Source organism: Corynebacterium pollutisoli, assembly GCF_900177745.1.
Taxonomy (GTDB): Bacteria; Actinomycetota; Actinomycetes; order Mycobacteriales; family Mycobacteriaceae; genus Corynebacterium; species Corynebacterium pollutisoli.
The window spans coordinates 76,183-91,648 of sequence record NZ_FXAR01000002.1 but is presented as its reverse complement, the minus strand read 5'-3'; the positions used below and the strand labels follow the sequence as shown (position 1 = coordinate 91,648).

The 15,466-nt window shown below is 67.9% G+C and carries 15 protein-coding genes; 5 read left to right on the top strand and 10 right to left on the bottom strand.

What is annotated here, in order from left to right:
* Nucleotides 1-43: 43 nt before the first annotated feature.
* On the top strand, nucleotides 44-700 hold the full coding sequence (recR, locus tag B9Y70_RS03705; RefSeq protein ID WP_085548921.1) for a recombination mediator RecR: 657 nt from the start codon (nucleotides 44-46) through the stop codon (nucleotides 698-700).
* On the opposite strand, the gene B9Y70_RS03700 is transcribed toward recR, so the two are convergent.
* The 6 genes from B9Y70_RS03700 to B9Y70_RS03675 form a co-directional block, all read right to left on the bottom strand.
* The gene (locus B9Y70_RS03700) at nucleotides 697-1,674 is read right to left on the bottom strand and encodes a cation diffusion facilitator family transporter (RefSeq protein WP_240309124.1); all 978 of its coding nucleotides are present in this window, start codon (nucleotides 1,672-1,674) and stop codon (nucleotides 697-699) included. The two genes, recR and B9Y70_RS03700, sit on opposite strands and share 4 nt — an antisense overlap.
* A complete protein-coding gene (locus tag B9Y70_RS03695) occupies nucleotides 1,671-2,672 on the bottom strand; it encodes a cation diffusion facilitator family transporter (RefSeq protein WP_085548920.1) in 1,002 nt (333 codons plus the stop codon). Before B9Y70_RS03695 ends, B9Y70_RS03700 begins: the two co-directional genes overlap by 4 nt.
* A complete protein-coding gene (locus B9Y70_RS03690) occupies nucleotides 2,672-3,118 on the bottom strand; it encodes a transporter substrate-binding domain-containing protein (RefSeq protein ID WP_085548919.1) in 447 nt (148 codons plus the stop codon). Before B9Y70_RS03690 ends, B9Y70_RS03695 begins: the two co-directional genes overlap by 1 nt.
* 61 nt (nucleotides 3,119-3,179) lie before the next feature.
* Nucleotides 3,180-3,932, bottom strand: a complete 753-nt coding sequence (locus B9Y70_RS03685; protein WP_085548918.1) for a type 1 glutamine amidotransferase — start codon at nucleotides 3,930-3,932, stop codon at nucleotides 3,180-3,182.
* Nucleotides 3,925-5,202 carry a Mur ligase family protein gene (locus B9Y70_RS03680; RefSeq protein ID WP_085548917.1) on the bottom strand — a complete coding sequence of 426 codons (1,278 nt, stop codon included), beginning with the start codon at nucleotides 5,200-5,202 and terminating at the stop codon, nucleotides 3,925-3,927. Before B9Y70_RS03680 ends, B9Y70_RS03685 begins: the two co-directional genes overlap by 8 nt.
* Before the next feature lie 15 nt (nucleotides 5,203-5,217).
* The gene (locus tag B9Y70_RS03675) at nucleotides 5,218-6,252 is read right to left on the bottom strand and encodes an exonuclease domain-containing protein (protein WP_085548916.1); all 1,035 of its coding nucleotides are present in this window, start codon (nucleotides 6,250-6,252) and stop codon (nucleotides 5,218-5,220) included.
* 98 nt (nucleotides 6,253-6,350) lie between these two features.
* On the opposite strand from B9Y70_RS03675, the gene B9Y70_RS03670 reads away from it, so the two are divergent.
* Complete coding sequence (locus tag B9Y70_RS03670) at nucleotides 6,351-6,971, top strand: MerR family transcriptional regulator (RefSeq protein ID WP_085548915.1); 621 nt, start codon at nucleotides 6,351-6,353, stop codon at nucleotides 6,969-6,971.
* A gap of 49 nt (nucleotides 6,972-7,020) precedes the next feature.
* On the opposite strand, the gene leuA is transcribed toward B9Y70_RS03670, so the two are convergent.
* Entirely contained in the window at nucleotides 7,021-8,868 is a 1,848-nt protein-coding gene (gene leuA / locus B9Y70_RS03665) for a 2-isopropylmalate synthase (protein WP_085548914.1), read from the bottom strand.
* 860 nt (nucleotides 8,869-9,728) lie between these two features.
* Complete coding sequence (locus B9Y70_RS12745) at nucleotides 9,729-9,890, bottom strand: hypothetical protein (protein ID WP_159449776.1); 162 nt, start codon at nucleotides 9,888-9,890, stop codon at nucleotides 9,729-9,731.
* 243 nt (nucleotides 9,891-10,133) lie between these two features.
* On the opposite strand from B9Y70_RS12745, the gene B9Y70_RS03660 reads away from it, so the two are divergent.
* Nucleotides 10,134-11,246 carry a hypothetical protein gene (locus tag B9Y70_RS03660; protein WP_240309123.1) on the top strand — a complete coding sequence of 371 codons (1,113 nt, stop codon included), beginning with the start codon at nucleotides 10,134-10,136 and terminating at the stop codon, nucleotides 11,244-11,246.
* 108 nt (nucleotides 11,247-11,354) lie between these two features.
* Here B9Y70_RS03660 and B9Y70_RS03655 read toward each other — a convergent pair whose 3' ends face one another.
* Complete coding sequence (locus B9Y70_RS03655; protein ID WP_085548913.1) at nucleotides 11,355-12,209, bottom strand: DMT family transporter; 855 nt, start codon at nucleotides 12,207-12,209, stop codon at nucleotides 11,355-11,357.
* A gap of 128 nt (nucleotides 12,210-12,337) precedes the next feature.
* Here B9Y70_RS03655 and B9Y70_RS03650 point away from each other — a divergent pair, with 128 nt between their 5' ends.
* Nucleotides 12,338-13,603, top strand: coding sequence for an aspartate kinase (locus B9Y70_RS03650; RefSeq protein ID WP_085548912.1), 1,266 nt, complete (start codon nucleotides 12,338-12,340; stop codon nucleotides 13,601-13,603).
* Nucleotides 13,604-13,633: 30 nt separating this feature from the next.
* On the top strand, nucleotides 13,634-14,665 hold the full coding sequence (locus B9Y70_RS03645; RefSeq protein ID WP_085548911.1) for an aspartate-semialdehyde dehydrogenase: 1,032 nt from the start codon (nucleotides 13,634-13,636) through the stop codon (nucleotides 14,663-14,665).
* Between the two features lie 160 nt (nucleotides 14,666-14,825).
* Here B9Y70_RS03645 and B9Y70_RS03640 read toward each other — a convergent pair whose 3' ends face one another.
* The gene (locus B9Y70_RS03640; protein ID WP_085548910.1) at nucleotides 14,826-15,395 is read right to left on the bottom strand and encodes an RNA polymerase sigma factor; all 570 of its coding nucleotides are present in this window, start codon (nucleotides 15,393-15,395) and stop codon (nucleotides 14,826-14,828) included.
* Between the last annotated feature and the right edge of the window lie 71 nt (nucleotides 15,396-15,466).

Genomic DNA, 15,466 nt, shown 5'->3' with positions numbered 1-15,466 from the left:
TTGTCGTTATTCTCCAACTGGACCACCGAAGAAAGGCGACCACGTGTTTGAAGGACCGCTGCAGGATCTCATCGACGAGCTCTCCCGGCTGCCGGGTGTCGGGCCGAAGAGCGCGCAGCGTATCGCCTTCCATCTGCTGGCCGTCGAGCCGGACGACATCAACCGTCTCACCGCGGCGCTGGAGGCCGTGCGCGACGGCGTGACGTTCTGCCGCATCTGCTGCAACATCTCCCGGCAGGAGGTGTGCCGCATCTGCGCCGATTCGGGCCGCGACCGCGGGATGATCTGCGTCGTCGAGGAGCCGAAGGACATCCAGGTCATCGAGCGCACCGGCGAGTACAGCGGCCGCTACCACGTCCTCGGCGGGGCGCTCGACCCGCTGGCGAACGTCGGCCCGAAGGACCTCCACATCACCGAACTGCTGCAGCGCATCGGCGGCGTGCTGCCTGACCGGGAGCTTGCGGACTCGACCCCCGACACCCCGCTTCACGACGTCGCGCCCGTGATCCACGAGGTCATCATCGCCACCGACCCCAACACGGAGGGCGAGGCCACGGCCTCCTACCTGGCGCGCCTGCTCAAGGACTTCCCCGACCTGGTGGTCTCCCGCCTGGCATCCGGCATGCCGCTCGGCGGCGACCTCGAGTTCGTCGATGAGCTGACGCTGTCGCGGGCGCTGAGCGGACGTCTGCAGATCTAGGACGCGGCCTCGTCGAGGAGGTGGTCGGGCACCTCCGTCACCAGCACGACGGCGATGTCGTGGGCCTTCCAGTCGAGATCGCGGACCCGGTCGCGCAGGTCCTCGAGATCCTCGGCGGTGGGGGTGTGGCCCTCGGCGACGACGAACAGTTCGATGTGCAGCACCTGCCCGAGGTCACGGGCGCGGACGGCGGCGTCGGTGACCCAGGGGGTGTCGGTGGCGCAGCATTCGATCCGTTCGATGAGCGGGTTGACCTCCTCGCTGTCGTGGGTGAGGGCCTGGATGTCGGTGAGTCCGGTGATGGCGGACCTGAGGTTGCGGTAGCCGTCGCCTGCGATGGAGACGCCCACGAAGATGGCGGCGAGCGGGTCGGTCCACCACAGGCCGAGGCCGATGCCGAGGACGCCGATGCTGGTGGACACGGCGGTCATCCAGTCGGCCTTGCTCATGTCCGCGTCGGCGTAGAGGGCCTTGTTGTTGAGCACCTTCGCGTAGCGCAGTTTGTAGCGCGCCAGGACCACCGGCGGGATGCCGAAGAGGCTGACGACGACGATCATCACCCACCCCGCCCAGATGTCGTGCCCGAACAGCACCATGATGCCGATGGCGGTGCGCTCCCCGGCCAGCACCCCGCGCGCGGAGTCGAAGATCAGGAGCGCACCCATCGCGAGCAGGGCCGTCGCGGACACGAGCTGGCCGATGCCGACGGCGCGGTGGTGGCCGTAGGGGAACCGGGCGTTGCGCTTGTGGCGGATGAGCCGCATGGCGATGAGGAAGGCGATCGGCGGCAGGAAGGTGAGCGCGTCCTCCACCCAGGCGGCACGCATGGCGTCGGACTGGCCGGCGACGAGGGCGGTGAGGGCGACGGACGGGATGAGGTAACCGATGGAGGCCCACTCGACCCAGATGGCCTTCCGGGAGGTGCGTTCGATGTCCTCCGGCATGTTCTCCGGTGTGTCGCGCAGGTGGCTCACGGGGATTCTCCTTCCGCGGTGGCGTGCGCGCCGGAGTCGCGCAGGTGGTCGGGGATGTCGAAGACGGGGACGACCTGGACGTCGTGGAGTTTCCAGTCCAGCTGGTGCAGCTGGCGGCGCAGGCTGTCGAGCTCGATCATCGTCGGATCGTGTCCCGGTACGGGGACGACGAGCATCTCGACGTGGAAGACATGCCCCTGGTCGCGGACCCGGGCCTCGGCGTCCGCCACCCAGGCGGTGCCGCGGGCGAGGTCCTCGGCCTCGCCGATGAGCGGGTGCTCCTCCTCGTCGAAGGTGAGGGCGCGGGTGTCCAGGAGATCCTGCACGGCGGCGGTGAGGTTGTTCCAGCCGTCCCAGACGATCGACGCGCCGACGACGATCGCGGCGACCGCGTCCGTCCACCACAGGCCCACCCCGATGCCGAGCACACCGACGATGGTGGCCAGCGCCGTCTGCCAGTCCGCCTTGGCCATGTCGGCGTCGGCGTAGAGCACCTTGTCGTGCAGCGTTTTCGCCAGGGCCAGCTTTTTCCGGCCGAGGATCACCGGGGGCGAGGCGGTCGCCGCCATGACCGCGACCATGAGCCATCCGGCCCAGATCTCCTGCCCGAAGAGCACGGTGAGGCCGATGGGCGGGCGTTCCCCGGCGGTCAGCCCCAGGACGGAGTCGACCACGAGGAACCCGCCCATGAGCAGCAGCGCCGTCGCGGAGACCAGGTGCGCGGCGCCGATCGAGCGGTGGTGCCCGAAGGGGAAACGCCGGTTGGCGCCTATGCGGATGACGCGGGCGGCGACGAGGAAGGCGATGGGCGGGAGGAAGGAGAGCAGGTCGTCGAGAAGCGCGGCCTGCATGGCCTGGGACTGGCCCATGACCAGGTAGATGAGGGTGGCGCTGACGACGAGCAGGCCGATGGTCAGCCACTCGAGGCGGATCGCCTGCCGCAGGGCCCGTTGCTGTTTCTCCGGGAGGGCGTCGTGTCCGGAACCGGCGGCCGCCATCAGATCTCCCCGTGCTCCCGGGCGAGGTGGCGCTCGAGGGCGACGAGGAGCTCGTTCTCACCCATCCGCAGGCCCATGACCTGGTCACCGGAGTAGGGGCGGGTGAGCGCCATCTTGTCGGACCAGGGGGCGTCGGCCGTGAGCCCGCCGATGACGACGTCGAGCTCGCCCTCCTTGGTCATGTCCGCGAGGACACTCTCCGGGCCGGTGTGCCACTCGATGCGCGCGTCGATGCTCTCGGCGAAGGAGGTGATGAGGTCCGCCTCGGTGCCGGTGATCTCCCCGGCGTCCCCGATGGTGGTCCACGGGCGGTGCTCGGAGACGCCGACGACGAGGGTGCCGCCGGTGGCCCGGTCGAGGGTGCCCTCGGTGTCGGCGGGGATGGCCCCGCACGCACCGAGGGCCAGCCCGGAGGCGGCGAGCAGGGTCAGAGTCCAACGGCGCACGGGCGCACCTCCCACATATAACAGTGTGAATATGTGGGGTTCAGTGTACCGCTGTCCGGCTCTACTTCAGCCGCTCGAGACGCAGCTTATCGACGACCGCGATCTCCAGCGGCTCCAGCTCCCCGAGCGCGACGCCCATGGCGCGCGCCAGCAGCAGATCCGCAAGCTGCGGGTTCCGGGCGAGGACCGGGCCGTGCATGTAGGTGGCGATGACGCTGCCCTGCACCGCGCCCTCGGCGAAGCGCTGGCGGGTGCCGTCGGAGACATCCGCAGAGGCGGCGACGTCGCAGTTGCCGATGCCGCGGGTAACCCGACCCAGCGGTTCGGCACCGGGGCCCAGCAGGGTCGCTCCGAGGTGATTCTCGAAGCCGGTGAGCGGCTCTGTGAGGTCGGCCGTGAGGCCGGCGCGGGTGGGCGTCGAGGTGATCTCGCCGATGGCGCGGGTCTGCAGGGCGACCGTGGTGGCGTCGATGAGGCCGAGGCCGTCGATGACGCGACCGCCGGCGCGGAAGGACTCGCCGAGGACCTGCAGGCCGGCGCACACGCCGAGGATCGGGCGGCCGGCCCAGGCGGCGCGGGTGAGGCCGCCGTCGGCGATGAGGTGCTCCGCCGCCAGGATCTGGGCGGTGTCCTCGCCGCCGCCGAGGCAGTAGAGGTCGAGGGACTCGGGCACTGACTCGCCGAGCTTGACGGGGAGGATCTCGGCGTCGACACCGCGCATGCGGGCGCGCTGGCGCAGGACGAGGGCGTTGCCGTCGTCGCCGTAGGTGCCCAGGACTTCGGGAAGCACGAGTCCGATGGTGAGGTCAGCCACGGGTGGTCTCCTTCTGCAGGGCGGCCTTCAGGTCACGGAAGGCGGTGTAGTTGGCCAGGACCTCGATGCGCCCGGTGGGGCAGGCGAGGATCGCCTTGAGGGGGTCGGGGATGAGTTCGTGGGAGATGTCGGCGTAGGTCAGGCGCACCGCCAGGTCGGTGCCGCGTTCGCCGGCGGCCTTGACGGCCAGACCCTCGAAGTCCTCGAAGCGGACGTCCCACAGCCAGGAGAGATCCTCGCCGTCGGCGACCTGGCCGTTGACGGCGATGACGAGGCCGTCCGCCGAGCGGTCGACCATGGACAGGGCCTCCTGCCAGCCGGCGGGGTTCTTGGCCAGCAGCAGGTGGATGTCGCGCTCGCCGAGGCGGATCGTCGAGTAGCGGCCGGCGACGTTGTCGACGGACTCGGCGGCGGCGACGGCGTCGGCGAGCGGGACATCGCAACCCTCCACCGCCGCGGCGATGGCCTGGGTGGCGTTGCCGCGGTTGGCGCGGCCCGGCAGCTTGAGGTCCAGTGCGGAGTCACCGTGCGGGGAGGACAGGCCGTCGTCGGTGATGGTCCAGGTGGGGGTCGGGCGGCGGAAGGTGCGGCCGTCGGGCAGCGGCTTGACCGCCCACCAGTCGTCGACCTCGCGGACGACGTGGCCACCGGTGCGCGGGCAGGAGACGGAGTCACCGATCCAGCCGGCACCGGCGGAGACCCAGACGACGTTAGGGGCGTCGTAGGCGACGGAGGTCATGAGGACGTCGTCGCAGTTGGCGATGACGAGCATCTCCGGATTCGCCATGACCGCCCCGCGCAGGGCGCGCTCGATCTTGTTGATCTCACCGACGCGGTCGAGCTGGTCGCGGGTGAGGTTGAGCAGCACCAGCGCCTGCGGGCGGAGACGCTCCGCGACCGAGGGCACGTGCAGTTCATCGACCTCGAGCACGATGTGTGAGGCGTCCTTGCCGGCCAGCAGTGCGGAGATGATGCCGGCGTCCATGTTGTCGCCGCCGTCGTTGGTGGCGACCGTGTGCCTCGTGCGGACGGCGGCCGCCAGCATCCGGGTGGTCGTCGACTTGCCGTTCGTGCCGGTGACCAGCACCGCCGGACGTCCGCGACCCAGGTTCTCCATGATGGACGGGTCGATGGCGTTGGCCACCAGGCCGCCGATCATGCCACCGGCACCGCGGCCGGTCAGGCGCGAGGCGGTGGTGGCCACCGTGGCGGCAGTGGTGGCCGCCCGGGATCGCAGGCGGCGCAGGACACCGGAACGTGGGGAACTCATGCCACCACAGTAGTCCTAGCGTCCGGCGCGGTCCTGCACCCGCGTCACCGCGTCGAGGAACTCCGCGTCGGTGAGCAGGGGGATGCCCTTGCGCACCGCGTGCATCGCCTTGCCGCGCAGATTCTCGGTGTCGTTGCACACCATGACGCTGGTCGTGCGGGTGAGTTTCTCCGAGTAGACGAGCTCGGCTTTCATGCACGCCTCGATGAGTCGGTCGGGGTCCATCCCGACCTCGGGGGCGACGACGACCTCCATGCCGCGCACCAGGTTCTTTCCCGGGACGTGCACGCCCGGGTTGGGGTGCGGGCGGGGTGCCTCCATGGCGTCGACGCGTACGTGGGAGCGCTGCAGGCCGAAACGGTCGGCCCGCAGGTCATCCGGCGTGGTCGCAGCGAGGTCGCCGCGGTCGCGGAGCTCGAAGAAGACGTCGATGAGCAGGTCGTTGATCTCCCGTGACGTCTCGTGCTCGGGGCGCTGCGCACGCTCGACGGTGGCGACGGGCGACGGCGCGTCGATGCCCAGGGCCGCCGCGAGGTTGCCCAGGCGGGTGTCCGGCAGCGGGATACGCTGACGACGCGCGGTCGCCAGCGTATCGACGATCGCCACCGGCTTCGGAACGTGCCCCACCCGCTGACGCCGACGTCGGCCCCGACCCCGGCCCCGCCCGCGGGAACGGTTGGAACGGGCGGCGGCGTTCATGGCGCGCCGGGCCTCGGAGACGAGGAAGCCCCACACGCGGGGGGCGTTGTGGACGACGAGGGTGCGGTCGTCGAGAAGCCTGTCGAGGGTCTTGAGCACCTGCGAGAAACGCTGCCCCTCCGCGACCTCCTCATGGGTGAGGCCGTGGAAGTGGTGCGGGCCCGGATCGCTGCCCGGGTTGAGAACGGCGTGGTACTCCTCGCCGATCTCCCCGTCCTCGTCGAAGGTGAGGACGTCGACGGACACGAGACGACCCGTCGACGGGTGGATCCCGGTGGCCTGCGTGGTCACAGCAACGAACGGGTACGCCGGCGCGGGCGTGGACTCACAGTCGCCGTTGATCATGGTCATTGTTCAGAGTCTAGTGCGTGCGAGGTGGGACAACGCCGACAGGTTAGAATGTTGACACGAACTTAACTGGGAAAGGGGCGGGTGATCGAACGGTGCGGATGTCCGAGCTGAGCAGGATCAGTGGGGTCAGTGTCCCCACCATCAAGTACTACCTGCGTGAGGGTCTGCTGCCCTCCGGCGAACAGACCAAGGCCAACCAGGCCTCCTACTCCGAGTCACACCTCACGCGCCTCAAACTCATCGCGGTGATGAGCGGCATCGCCCGCCTGTCCCTCGCGGAGATCAAGATCGTCCTCGATGAACTCGACGGCCCCGGCAGCGTCGTGGACACCATGGCCGTCATGCAGAACGCCCTCGCCGGCCGCCCCTCCCGGGAGGCGGAGGCCTTCGCGGAGGATTCCCGGAGGATCCTCGACACCATCGTCGACGACCGCCAGTGGAATGTCCGCCGCGACTCCTCCGCCTACGAGGCCGCCGTCAGCGCCCTCTCCGAACTGCACACCACCGACCTGCAGTGGGACTGCGAGATGATCGGCCAGTACGCCGCCCACGCCGAGGCCATGGGCGCGCTCGACGTGCAGACCCTCACCCTCGACGGATCCTCGGACAATCTCCTCGTCCAGATGGTGACGGGTACGCTCCTGCGTCGCCAGCTTGTCGACGCCCTCATCCTCCTCGCCCAGCAGCACACCACTCGTACGCGCCTCGGGGTGGAATAGCGGAAAGGGGAGTGCGCAGTTGCGCACTCCCCTTTCCACGTCGGGCGATTTAGACGCCGCCGGCCAGGACCGGGGCCTCGACCTTCAGGGCACGGTTGACCGCGGAGGTCAGGGCCTTGATGGAGGCGCGGGTGATGGAGCCCGCGATGCCCACGCCCCACGCGGCGGAGCCGTTGACGGTGGCGTAGATGTAGCAGGCGGCCTCGGCGTCATCGCCGGAGGAGCGGGCCTGCTGGGAGTAGAACTGGACCTCGGCGTCGATGCCCAGCTGCTCGAGGGCGTTGGCGTAGGCGGCGACGGGGCCGTTGCCGGTACCGGTGATCTCCTTCTCGGAGCCCTCGTGGATGACGGTGGCGGTGACGGTGGCCTCGTCGGTGTCGGTCTCGGCGTTGACGATGCGGATGGAGACCTCCTCCACCGGCTCGGTGACATCCAGGTACTCGGTGGCGAAGACGTCCCACATCTCCTTGGAGTTGACCTCGCCGCCCTCGGAGTCGGTGATCGCCTGGACGACGGAGGAGAACTCGGCCTGCATCTGACGCGGCAGGTTGATGCCGTGGTCCGTCTTCATGATGTAGGCGACACCGCCCTTGCCGGACTGGGAGTTGACGCGGATGACGGCCTCGTAGTCGCGGCCGACGTCCTTCGGGTCGATGGGCAGGTAGGGGACCTCCCAGACGGCCTTGCCCAGCTCCTCCCAGGTGACCTCGGTGTTGTTGGCGCCCGGCTTGACCTTGTCGGCCATGGCGTCCAGGCCCTTGTTGACGGCGTCCTGGTGGGAGCCGGAGAAGGCGGTGAAGACCAGGTCGCCGCCGTAGGGGTGGCGCTCCGGGACGCGCAGCTGGTTGCAGTACTCGACGGTGCTGCGGATCTGGCGGATGTCGGAGAAGTCGATCTGCGGGTCGACGCCCTGGGTGAACATGTTCAGGCCCAGGGTGACCAGGCAGACGTTGCCGGTGCGCTCACCGTTGCCGAACAGGCAGCCCTCGATGCGGTCGGCGCCGGCCAGGTATCCCAGCTCGGCGGCGGCGACGCCCTCACCACGGTCGTTGTGGGGGTGCAGCGACAGGATGACGGAGTCACGGCGGTCCAGGTTGCGGTGCATCCATTCGATGGAGTCGGCGTAGACGTTCGGGGTGATCATCTCGACGGTGGACGGCAGGTTGATGTTGATCGGGTTGTCCGGGGTGGGTGCCATGACCTCGATGACGGCGTTGCAGACCTCCAGGGCGAACTCCAGCTCGGTGCCGGTGAAGGACTCCGGGGAGTACTGCCAGCGCCAGTTGGTGCCCGGGTAGTCCTGGGCGATGGTCTGGATCAGCTCGGCGGCGTCGACGGCCAGCTGCTTGATGGCCGGCTTGTCCTTGCGGAACACGACGCGGCGCTGCAGCTCGGAGGTGGAGTTGTAGAAGTGCACGATGACGTTCTTCGCGCCCTCGCACGCCTCGAAGGTGCGGCGGATGAGGTGCTCGCGGGCCTGGACCAGCACCTGGATGGTGACATCCTCCGGGATCATGTCCTTCTCGATGATCTCGCGCACGAAGTCGAAGTCCGTCTGGGAGGCGGAGGGGAAACCGACCTCGATCTCCTTGAAGCCCATCTGCACGAGCAGGTTGAACATGCGGCGCTTACGCTCCGGGCTCATCGGGTCGATGAGGGCCTGGTTGCCGTCGCGCAGGTCCACGGCGCACCACTGCGGGGCGACGGTGATCTTCTTGTCCGGCCAGGTGCGGTCCGGCAGCACGATGTCCTCGACCTCCTCGGCGAAGGGGCGGTAGCGGTGTACCGGCATGGAGGAGTTGCGCTGCTTGTTCCAGAAGCGCTGGCCCTCGGCGCGGGGGCCGTCCGGGGTGCGGATCTCGGAGGGGGCGGAGATGAAGGAGTCGTTCGGGGACATCGGAGTTTCCTTTTCGGGTCTGTCTGTGGCTGCGGACTACCAGGGGCCGGCAACGGCCTTCACTGTAGTAGCCTGCGAGGTCTCACCGCTGATGAATGGGGTGTTCAGCGGGAGCAGCGACCGGCAACACCAAACTCCGCGACGGGGTGCCGGTCGCTTCTCTAGTGGACCTGGGACCCGCCGCGGCGAAGAAGAAGGAGGTTCGCGCGGGAGAACATGCTGTGAAGTCTACACACTGGCGAGGGTGGCGCAATGCATAACTGTGAAGAATCACGAAACCCCTGGCCAGACCCTCTGGTGGAGGGTGGTCAGGGGTGTGGTCGGGTGATCCTTAGACCACTGCGGAGAGGTATTCGAAGGGTGCCTTGACCCAGTTGAAGAGGAACTCGAAGGGGAGGATGGCCCAAGAGCTGACGAAGGAGCTGAAATCCATGGTGGATCCTTTCGGTTGGTGTTGAACAGGGTCCACGCTAAGAATCTGATCTAGGAGACCTATGACTTTCGTCTGGGGAAATTGTGGCAACCCGGGGCTTGGCGTGCAGGTTGCCTGCTGCGGGCAGAAAGAACCCCTTGGCCCCGGTTTTCCGGGGTCAAGGGGTTCGGGGCACTCCCTTAGAAGTGGGAGATGACGACCTGGAACGGCCACTGAATCCACTTGATGAAGAACTCGATCGGCTCGATGAGCCAGTTAACAACCTCTGTGGAACCGTGAAGCATGTGGTGCTCCCTTCTGTAGACAGATGTACTGCTACTGATGCTACGGAGGGCGGGCACCTACGGCAATGATGAATTCCGCAGAATCAACAATCCCGCCCGACCGGCGAACCGGTGGGGCGGGAAAGAGTGAAGATCAGGTGAGCTTACTTGGAGGAGCCCTCGGTGGACTCAGAGGAACCCCCGGTGGAGGACAGCAGGCCCTCGAAAGCGCCGAAGATGCTCTTGACGAAATCGACGATGCCACCGAAGAGGTCGTCAGAGAAGGCGGAAGACAGAGCCTCGGCGAAGTCCTTGATGTTGTCCATGGTGGACTCACTTTCTTGAGAAGTTTTTGAACCGTCGGTCGCATTAGCCACACACGCAACGACCGGCAACCCCGCGGGGGTGCCGGTCGGGGTGTCGAGAAAGCTAGACGAGGGAGCTGAGGAACGGCCAGGCGTTGACGACGGAGGACGCGAGGCCGTCGAAAAGCAGGAAAAACGGAAGCGGAATGACGCTGAGCATGTGGGTCTCCTAACAAAAGTGGGCTCACTGGATAGGATGGCGCGGTGACCGCCAGCCAGCCGAGGTTTCGCCTGCTTATCGACGCCGCCTTCATCTTCCTCGTCGGCGCCGTGTTCCGGGTCCTTCTGCTCGGGGTGATGGCGCGGGCGAACGACGACTCGGTGGACGGTCTGCTGGGGAAGTGGGACGCGCAGTACTACCTGGCGATCGCGGAGTACGGGTACTTTGAAGCCCCCGTCACCACGGATGTGCCGGTGCACCACCGGACGCTGGCGTTCTTCCCCGGGTTCCCGCTGCTGGTGAGGGCTGTCCACCAGCTGACCGGACTGGACTTCGTGACGGCCGCCATCCTGGTCAACCTCCTGGCAGGCGTGGCGATGACCGCCGGGGCAATGACCATCGCCCTGCGGATGGGTGCCGACCGGTGGGGGCGGGCCGCCGCCGGCATTCTCGTGTCCGCGGCGCCGATGTCGATCACCTTCTCCATGCCGTACACGGAGGCCCTGTTCGGGGCCCTGGCGTTCTGGGCGCTCGTCGCCCTCATCGACCGCCGATGGGGATGGGCGGCCGGCCTCATCCTGCTGCTCGGGGGCACTCGCCTGACGGCGGTCGCGCTCATCGCTGTGTTCGGCCTGCTCGTGCTGCTGCGGGCGCGCCGGGAATGGCGGGCCTGGGCCTGCCTGGCGGCGACTCCGTGGTTGCTCATCGGCCACGTGGCCTGGGCGAGCTGGCACACCCGCGAAGCAGGCGGTTACTTCGGGATCCAGGCGCAGGGGTGGCACTCGGGCTTCGACTTCGGCGCAGCCACCGTGCGCTGGGTGTGGGAGGTTCTCACCACCGGTACCGACGCCGGGTACTTCCTCACCATCGCGGTGATGCTGGTCTCCGTCGCCGCCCTCATCGCTGCATGGGGGCGGGGGCCGGCGGTGGTGTGGTGGTTCGCGGCGATCCTCATGGCCACCGTGCTGCTGTCCGACGGGATCATGCACTCCCGCCCGCGCCTTCTTCTTCCGGCGGTGATCCTCATGCTGCCGTGGGGGCTGTGGGTGGTCGACAGGCTGCCGCGGTGGGGGAGTGCCCTGGCCGGGGTGGCCTGGGTGGTGTTCGGGGCGTGGTACTCCGCGTACATGCTCGCCGTCTTCGACTGGGCGATCTGAGCGGTTTCAGGCCAACTTGGCGCGAACCTCCCCCCGCTCTGGGTTAGTTGCCGTGGAATGTACTGGCGGTCGGAATGTGTGCCGGGCCCCGGTGGCGTCGATAAGCACTCAACTGACTCCCTTGCGGGAGAGCACCACCGTCGCCGTCACCATGGCGATGAACGCCAGAGCCATGAACAGCCATCCGGAGACGGTGGATACCTGGAATTTCTCGCCCAGCACGAGGTAGCCGAGGGAGAAGGCGACGATCGGTTCGGAGATCGTCATGGCGGGCAGGGAGTTCTTCAGTGCGCCCGCGTTGAAGGAGTACTGCTGGACGATCGTTCCCAGGGTGGCGCCGAGGATGAGGGCGTAGGTCTCCCAGTTGGTGACGATGGCCCACACCCCGCCGTGGATGAAGATGTCGACGAAGGCCTTGCTCAGCACAGCGACGTAACCGAAGAGGGCACCGGTGACGATACCCAGGAGCAGGGCCTTCTCCCGGCGGATCTGCTTCTGTGCCACCCGCTCCAGCGTGATGAGCACCACCGCGCCGACCGCGAGGGCCGGCAGCCAGCGTTCCAACGGGGGCTGCGGGTCGCCGGGCAGGGGACGACCGAGCATGACCAGCACGGCGACGCCGATGGTGAGGGTGCCCGCCCAGAACATCTCGTGCGCGGAGATGCGGCGGCCGTCGTATTTCGCGGCCAGCGGCAGGGTGAACATGAGCGACAGCACGAGGATCGGCTGCACCACGAGCAGGGTGCCGAAGCCGAGGGCCACCACCTGCAGGCCGTAGCCGAGCAGGGCGGTGCCGGTGCCGGCCCACCACAGGGGCCGGGAGATGGCGTTCCAGAAGGGCGAGCCCTTGAGGGAACCGTCGGAAGGGGCCTGTTCAGCGATGCGATGGCGCACCACGGTGCCCCACGCGATGGTGAGGGCGGAGGCCAGTGCGAACAACACGGCCAGCAGATTGCTGTGCACGCAATTAACCATAGTGAACGCGCCTGAACGCGCAGGGTGGGGCACGCGCACTCAAGTACTCGTCAGTGCACGTCACCGGGTACGATGAAGCAGAACTTTGGCACCCCAGACGAAAGGCGGCCCACACTGTGGCTCTGATCGTTCAGAAATATGGAGGCTCCTCCCTGGAGACGGCGGAGCGTATCCGAGCCGTCGCCGAACGGATCGTCGCCACGAAGAAGGCCGGCAATGACGTCGTCGTGGTCTGCTCCGCGATGGGCGACACCACCGACGAACTCCTCGACCTGGCGGCCCAGGTCAACCCGGTTCCCCCGGCGCGTGAGATGGACATGCTGCTCACCGCCGGTGAGCGCATCTCCAACGCGCTGGTGGCTATGGCGATCGCCTCGCTCGGCGCGGAGGCGCAGTCCTTCACCGGTTCGCAGGCCGGTGTGCTCACCACGGAGCGTCACGGTAACGCCCGCATCGTCGACGTCACCCCGGGGCGCGTTCGTGAGGCGCTCGACGAGGGCAAGATCTGCATCGTCGCCGGTTTCCAGGGTGTGAACAAGGACACCCGTGACGTCACCACCCTCGGTCGCGGTGGTTCCGACACCACGGCCGTGGCCCTGGCTGCGGCGCTCAACGCGGATGTGTGCGAGATCTACTCGGACGTCGACGGCGTGTACACCGCCGATCCGCGTATCGTCCCGAATGCGCAGAAGCTGGAGAAGCTCTCTTTCGAGGAGATGCTCGAGCTGGCGGCCGTCGGTTCGAAGATCCTGGTCCTACGCGCCGTGGAGTACGCGCGTGCGTTCAATGTTCCCCTGCGAGTTCGCTCGTCTTACAGCAATGATCCCGGCACCCTGATCGCCGGTTCGATGGAGGATATTCCCGTGGAAGAAGCAGTTCTCACCGGCGTAGCTACCGACAAGTCCGAGGCCAAGGTCACCATCCTGGGCATCCCCGACAAGCCGGGCGAGGCCGCCACGGTGTTCCGCGCTGTCGCCGACGCCGAGATCAACATCGACATGGTGCTGCAGAACGTCTCCTCCCTCGAGGACGGCACCACCGACATCACCTTCACCTGCCCGCGTGCCGACGGCCCCCGCGCCATGGAGCTGCTCAAGAAGATGCAGGCCAAGAGCGGCTGGTCGAACGTGCTGTACGACGATCAGGTGGGCAAGGTCTCCCTCGTCGGCGCCGGCATGAAGTCCCACCCGGGCGTCACCGCCGACTTCGCCGAGGCGTTGCGTGACGCGAACGTCAACATCGAGCTCATCTCCACCTCGGAGATCCGCATCTCGGTGCTCACCCGCGAGGCCGATCTGGATGCCGCCGCCCGCGCCCTGCACGAGCGTTTCGAGCTCGGCGGCGACGCCGAGGCCGTCGTCTACGCCGGCACCGGCCGCTAGTTCACCCTTCTACCAGGAGATTTCATACTTATGACCACCATTGCTGTCGTCGGTGCCACCGGCCAGGTCGGTCGCGTGATGCGATCGATCCTCGAGGAGCGCAACTTCCCGGCCGACAAGGTCCGTTTCTTCGCGTCTCCGCGTTCTGCGGGCACCACCCTGGAGTTCCGCGGTGAGGAGATCACCGTGGAGGACCTCACCCAGGTCACCCCGGAGTCCGTCGCCGACGTCGACATCGCCCTGTTCTCCGCCGGCGGTTCCACCTCCCGTGAGTGGGCCCCGGTGTTCGCCGAGGCCGGCGCCACCGTCATCGACAACTCCTCCGCCTGGCGCAAGGACGACGAGGTCCCGCTGGTCGTTTCCGAGGTCAACGGCGCGGAGGCGAAGTCCCCGTCCAAGGGCATCGTCGCCAACCCGAACTGCACCACCATGGCCGCCATGCCGGTGCTCAAGCCGCTGCACGACGCCGCCGGACTCACCCGCCTGCACGTCTCCTCCTACCAGGCAGTCTCCGGTTCCGGCCTCGCCGGTGTGGAGACCCTGGCGAAGCAGACCGCCGAGGTCGGCGACCAGAACGTCGAGCTGGTTCACGACGGTTCCGTCGAGGCCCCGGCCGACCTGGGCCCCTACGTCGCCCCGATCGCCTACAACGCCCTGCCCCTGGCCGGCGCGCTCGTCGACGACGGCTCCCTCGAGACCGACGAGGAGCAGAAGCTGCGCAACGAGTCCCGCAAGATCCTGGGCATCCCGGGTCTGCGCGTCGCCGGCACCTGCGTCCGCGTGCCCGTCTTCACCGGCCACACCCTGACCATCCACGCCGAGTTCGAGCGCCCCATCACCGTCGATGAGGCCAAGGCCCTGCTTGCCGACGCCCCCGGCGTCGAGCTTGTCGACGTCCCCACCCCCCTCGAGGCCGCCGGCAAGGACAACTCGCTCGTCGGCCGCATCCGCCAGGACCAGTCCGTCGACGACAACAAGGGCCTCGTGCTCGTCGTCTCCGGCGACAACCTGCGCAAGGGCGCCGCGCTGAACACCGTGCAGATCGCTGAACTGCTGGTGTAGCGGCTTTTAGATCCGAACACCCTCCCGCCGGCGACAGCCCGGGGAGGGTGTTCGTCATTTCCCGGAGAGGACTTTGGGGTGAAGTGGCGGGTGATGGTGGTGGGGTGCATGAAATGAGCGGCAGTTCACGCAGTCTTTATTTCAGGGCGAAGGGTCGTCGTCACTGCTCCCGGTCGTCGGGCCGGGTGGCCTCGATGAGGTCCTTCCGCGCGCGGGCGACGCGGGAGCGGATGGTGCCCACGCGGACGCCGGCGATCTTGGCGGCCTCTTCGTAGGTGTAGCCGAGCACCTGGGTGAGGATGAGGGCCTCGCGGCGTTCGGGGGGCAGGGCGTCGATCAGCGTGCGGGCGTCGATCCACTCGGACCAGGAGGAGGCGTTTGCGCCGTCGACGGGGGTGGTTGCGGCGGCGTCCTCGTACTCGGTGACGGACTTGCGGGGGCGGGCCATGTCGTGGCGGATGTTGTCCACCCACACGCGGCGCGCGAGGGAGAGCAGCCAGGTGCGTGCGGAGGAGCGGGCGGCGAAGCGGGGGAGGGCGCTCATGACGCGGAGGTAGGTCTCCTGGGTGAGGTCGTCGGCGATGTCGCGGCCGCCGAGGTGGGCCAGAAGGCGCCAAACGTCGTCCTGGGTGGCGCGGATGAACTCCGTGAGGGCACCGCGGTCACCCCGCCCGGCGCGGAGGGCCAGGTCGGTGACGCGGGCGTCGTCATGGGCGGAGTGCTTCGTCACGCTTAACGACGTTACCAGTGCAAACGGCAGGCAAATGTTTGGATAGGTACCCTGGGGTTGCGCGGCTCACA

Excerpts from the sequence above, each read along its gene's own strand:
- B9Y70_RS03670 (WP_085548915.1), top strand. The coding sequence starts at position 6,351 with ATGTCCGAGCTGAGCAGGATCAGTGGGGTCAGTGTCCCCACCATCAAG.
- B9Y70_RS03675 (WP_085548916.1), bottom strand. The coding sequence starts at position 6,252 with ATGACCATGATCAACGGCGACTGTGAGTCCACGCCCGCGCCGGCGTAC.
- B9Y70_RS03695 (WP_085548920.1), bottom strand. The coding sequence starts at position 2,672 with ATGGCGGCCGCCGGTTCCGGACACGACGCCCTCCCGGAGAAACAGCAA.
- B9Y70_RS03645 (WP_085548911.1), top strand. The coding sequence starts at position 13,634 with ATGACCACCATTGCTGTCGTCGGTGCCACCGGCCAGGTCGGTCGCGTG.
- B9Y70_RS12745 (WP_159449776.1), bottom strand. The coding sequence starts at position 9,890 with ATGGACAACATCAAGGACTTCGCCGAGGCTCTGTCTTCCGCCTTCTCT.
- leuA (WP_085548914.1), bottom strand. The coding sequence starts at position 8,868 with ATGTCCCCGAACGACTCCTTCATCTCCGCCCCCTCCGAGATCCGCACC.
- B9Y70_RS03680 (WP_085548917.1), bottom strand. The coding sequence starts at position 5,202 with ATGAGTTCCCCACGTTCCGGTGTCCTGCGCCGCCTGCGATCCCGGGCG.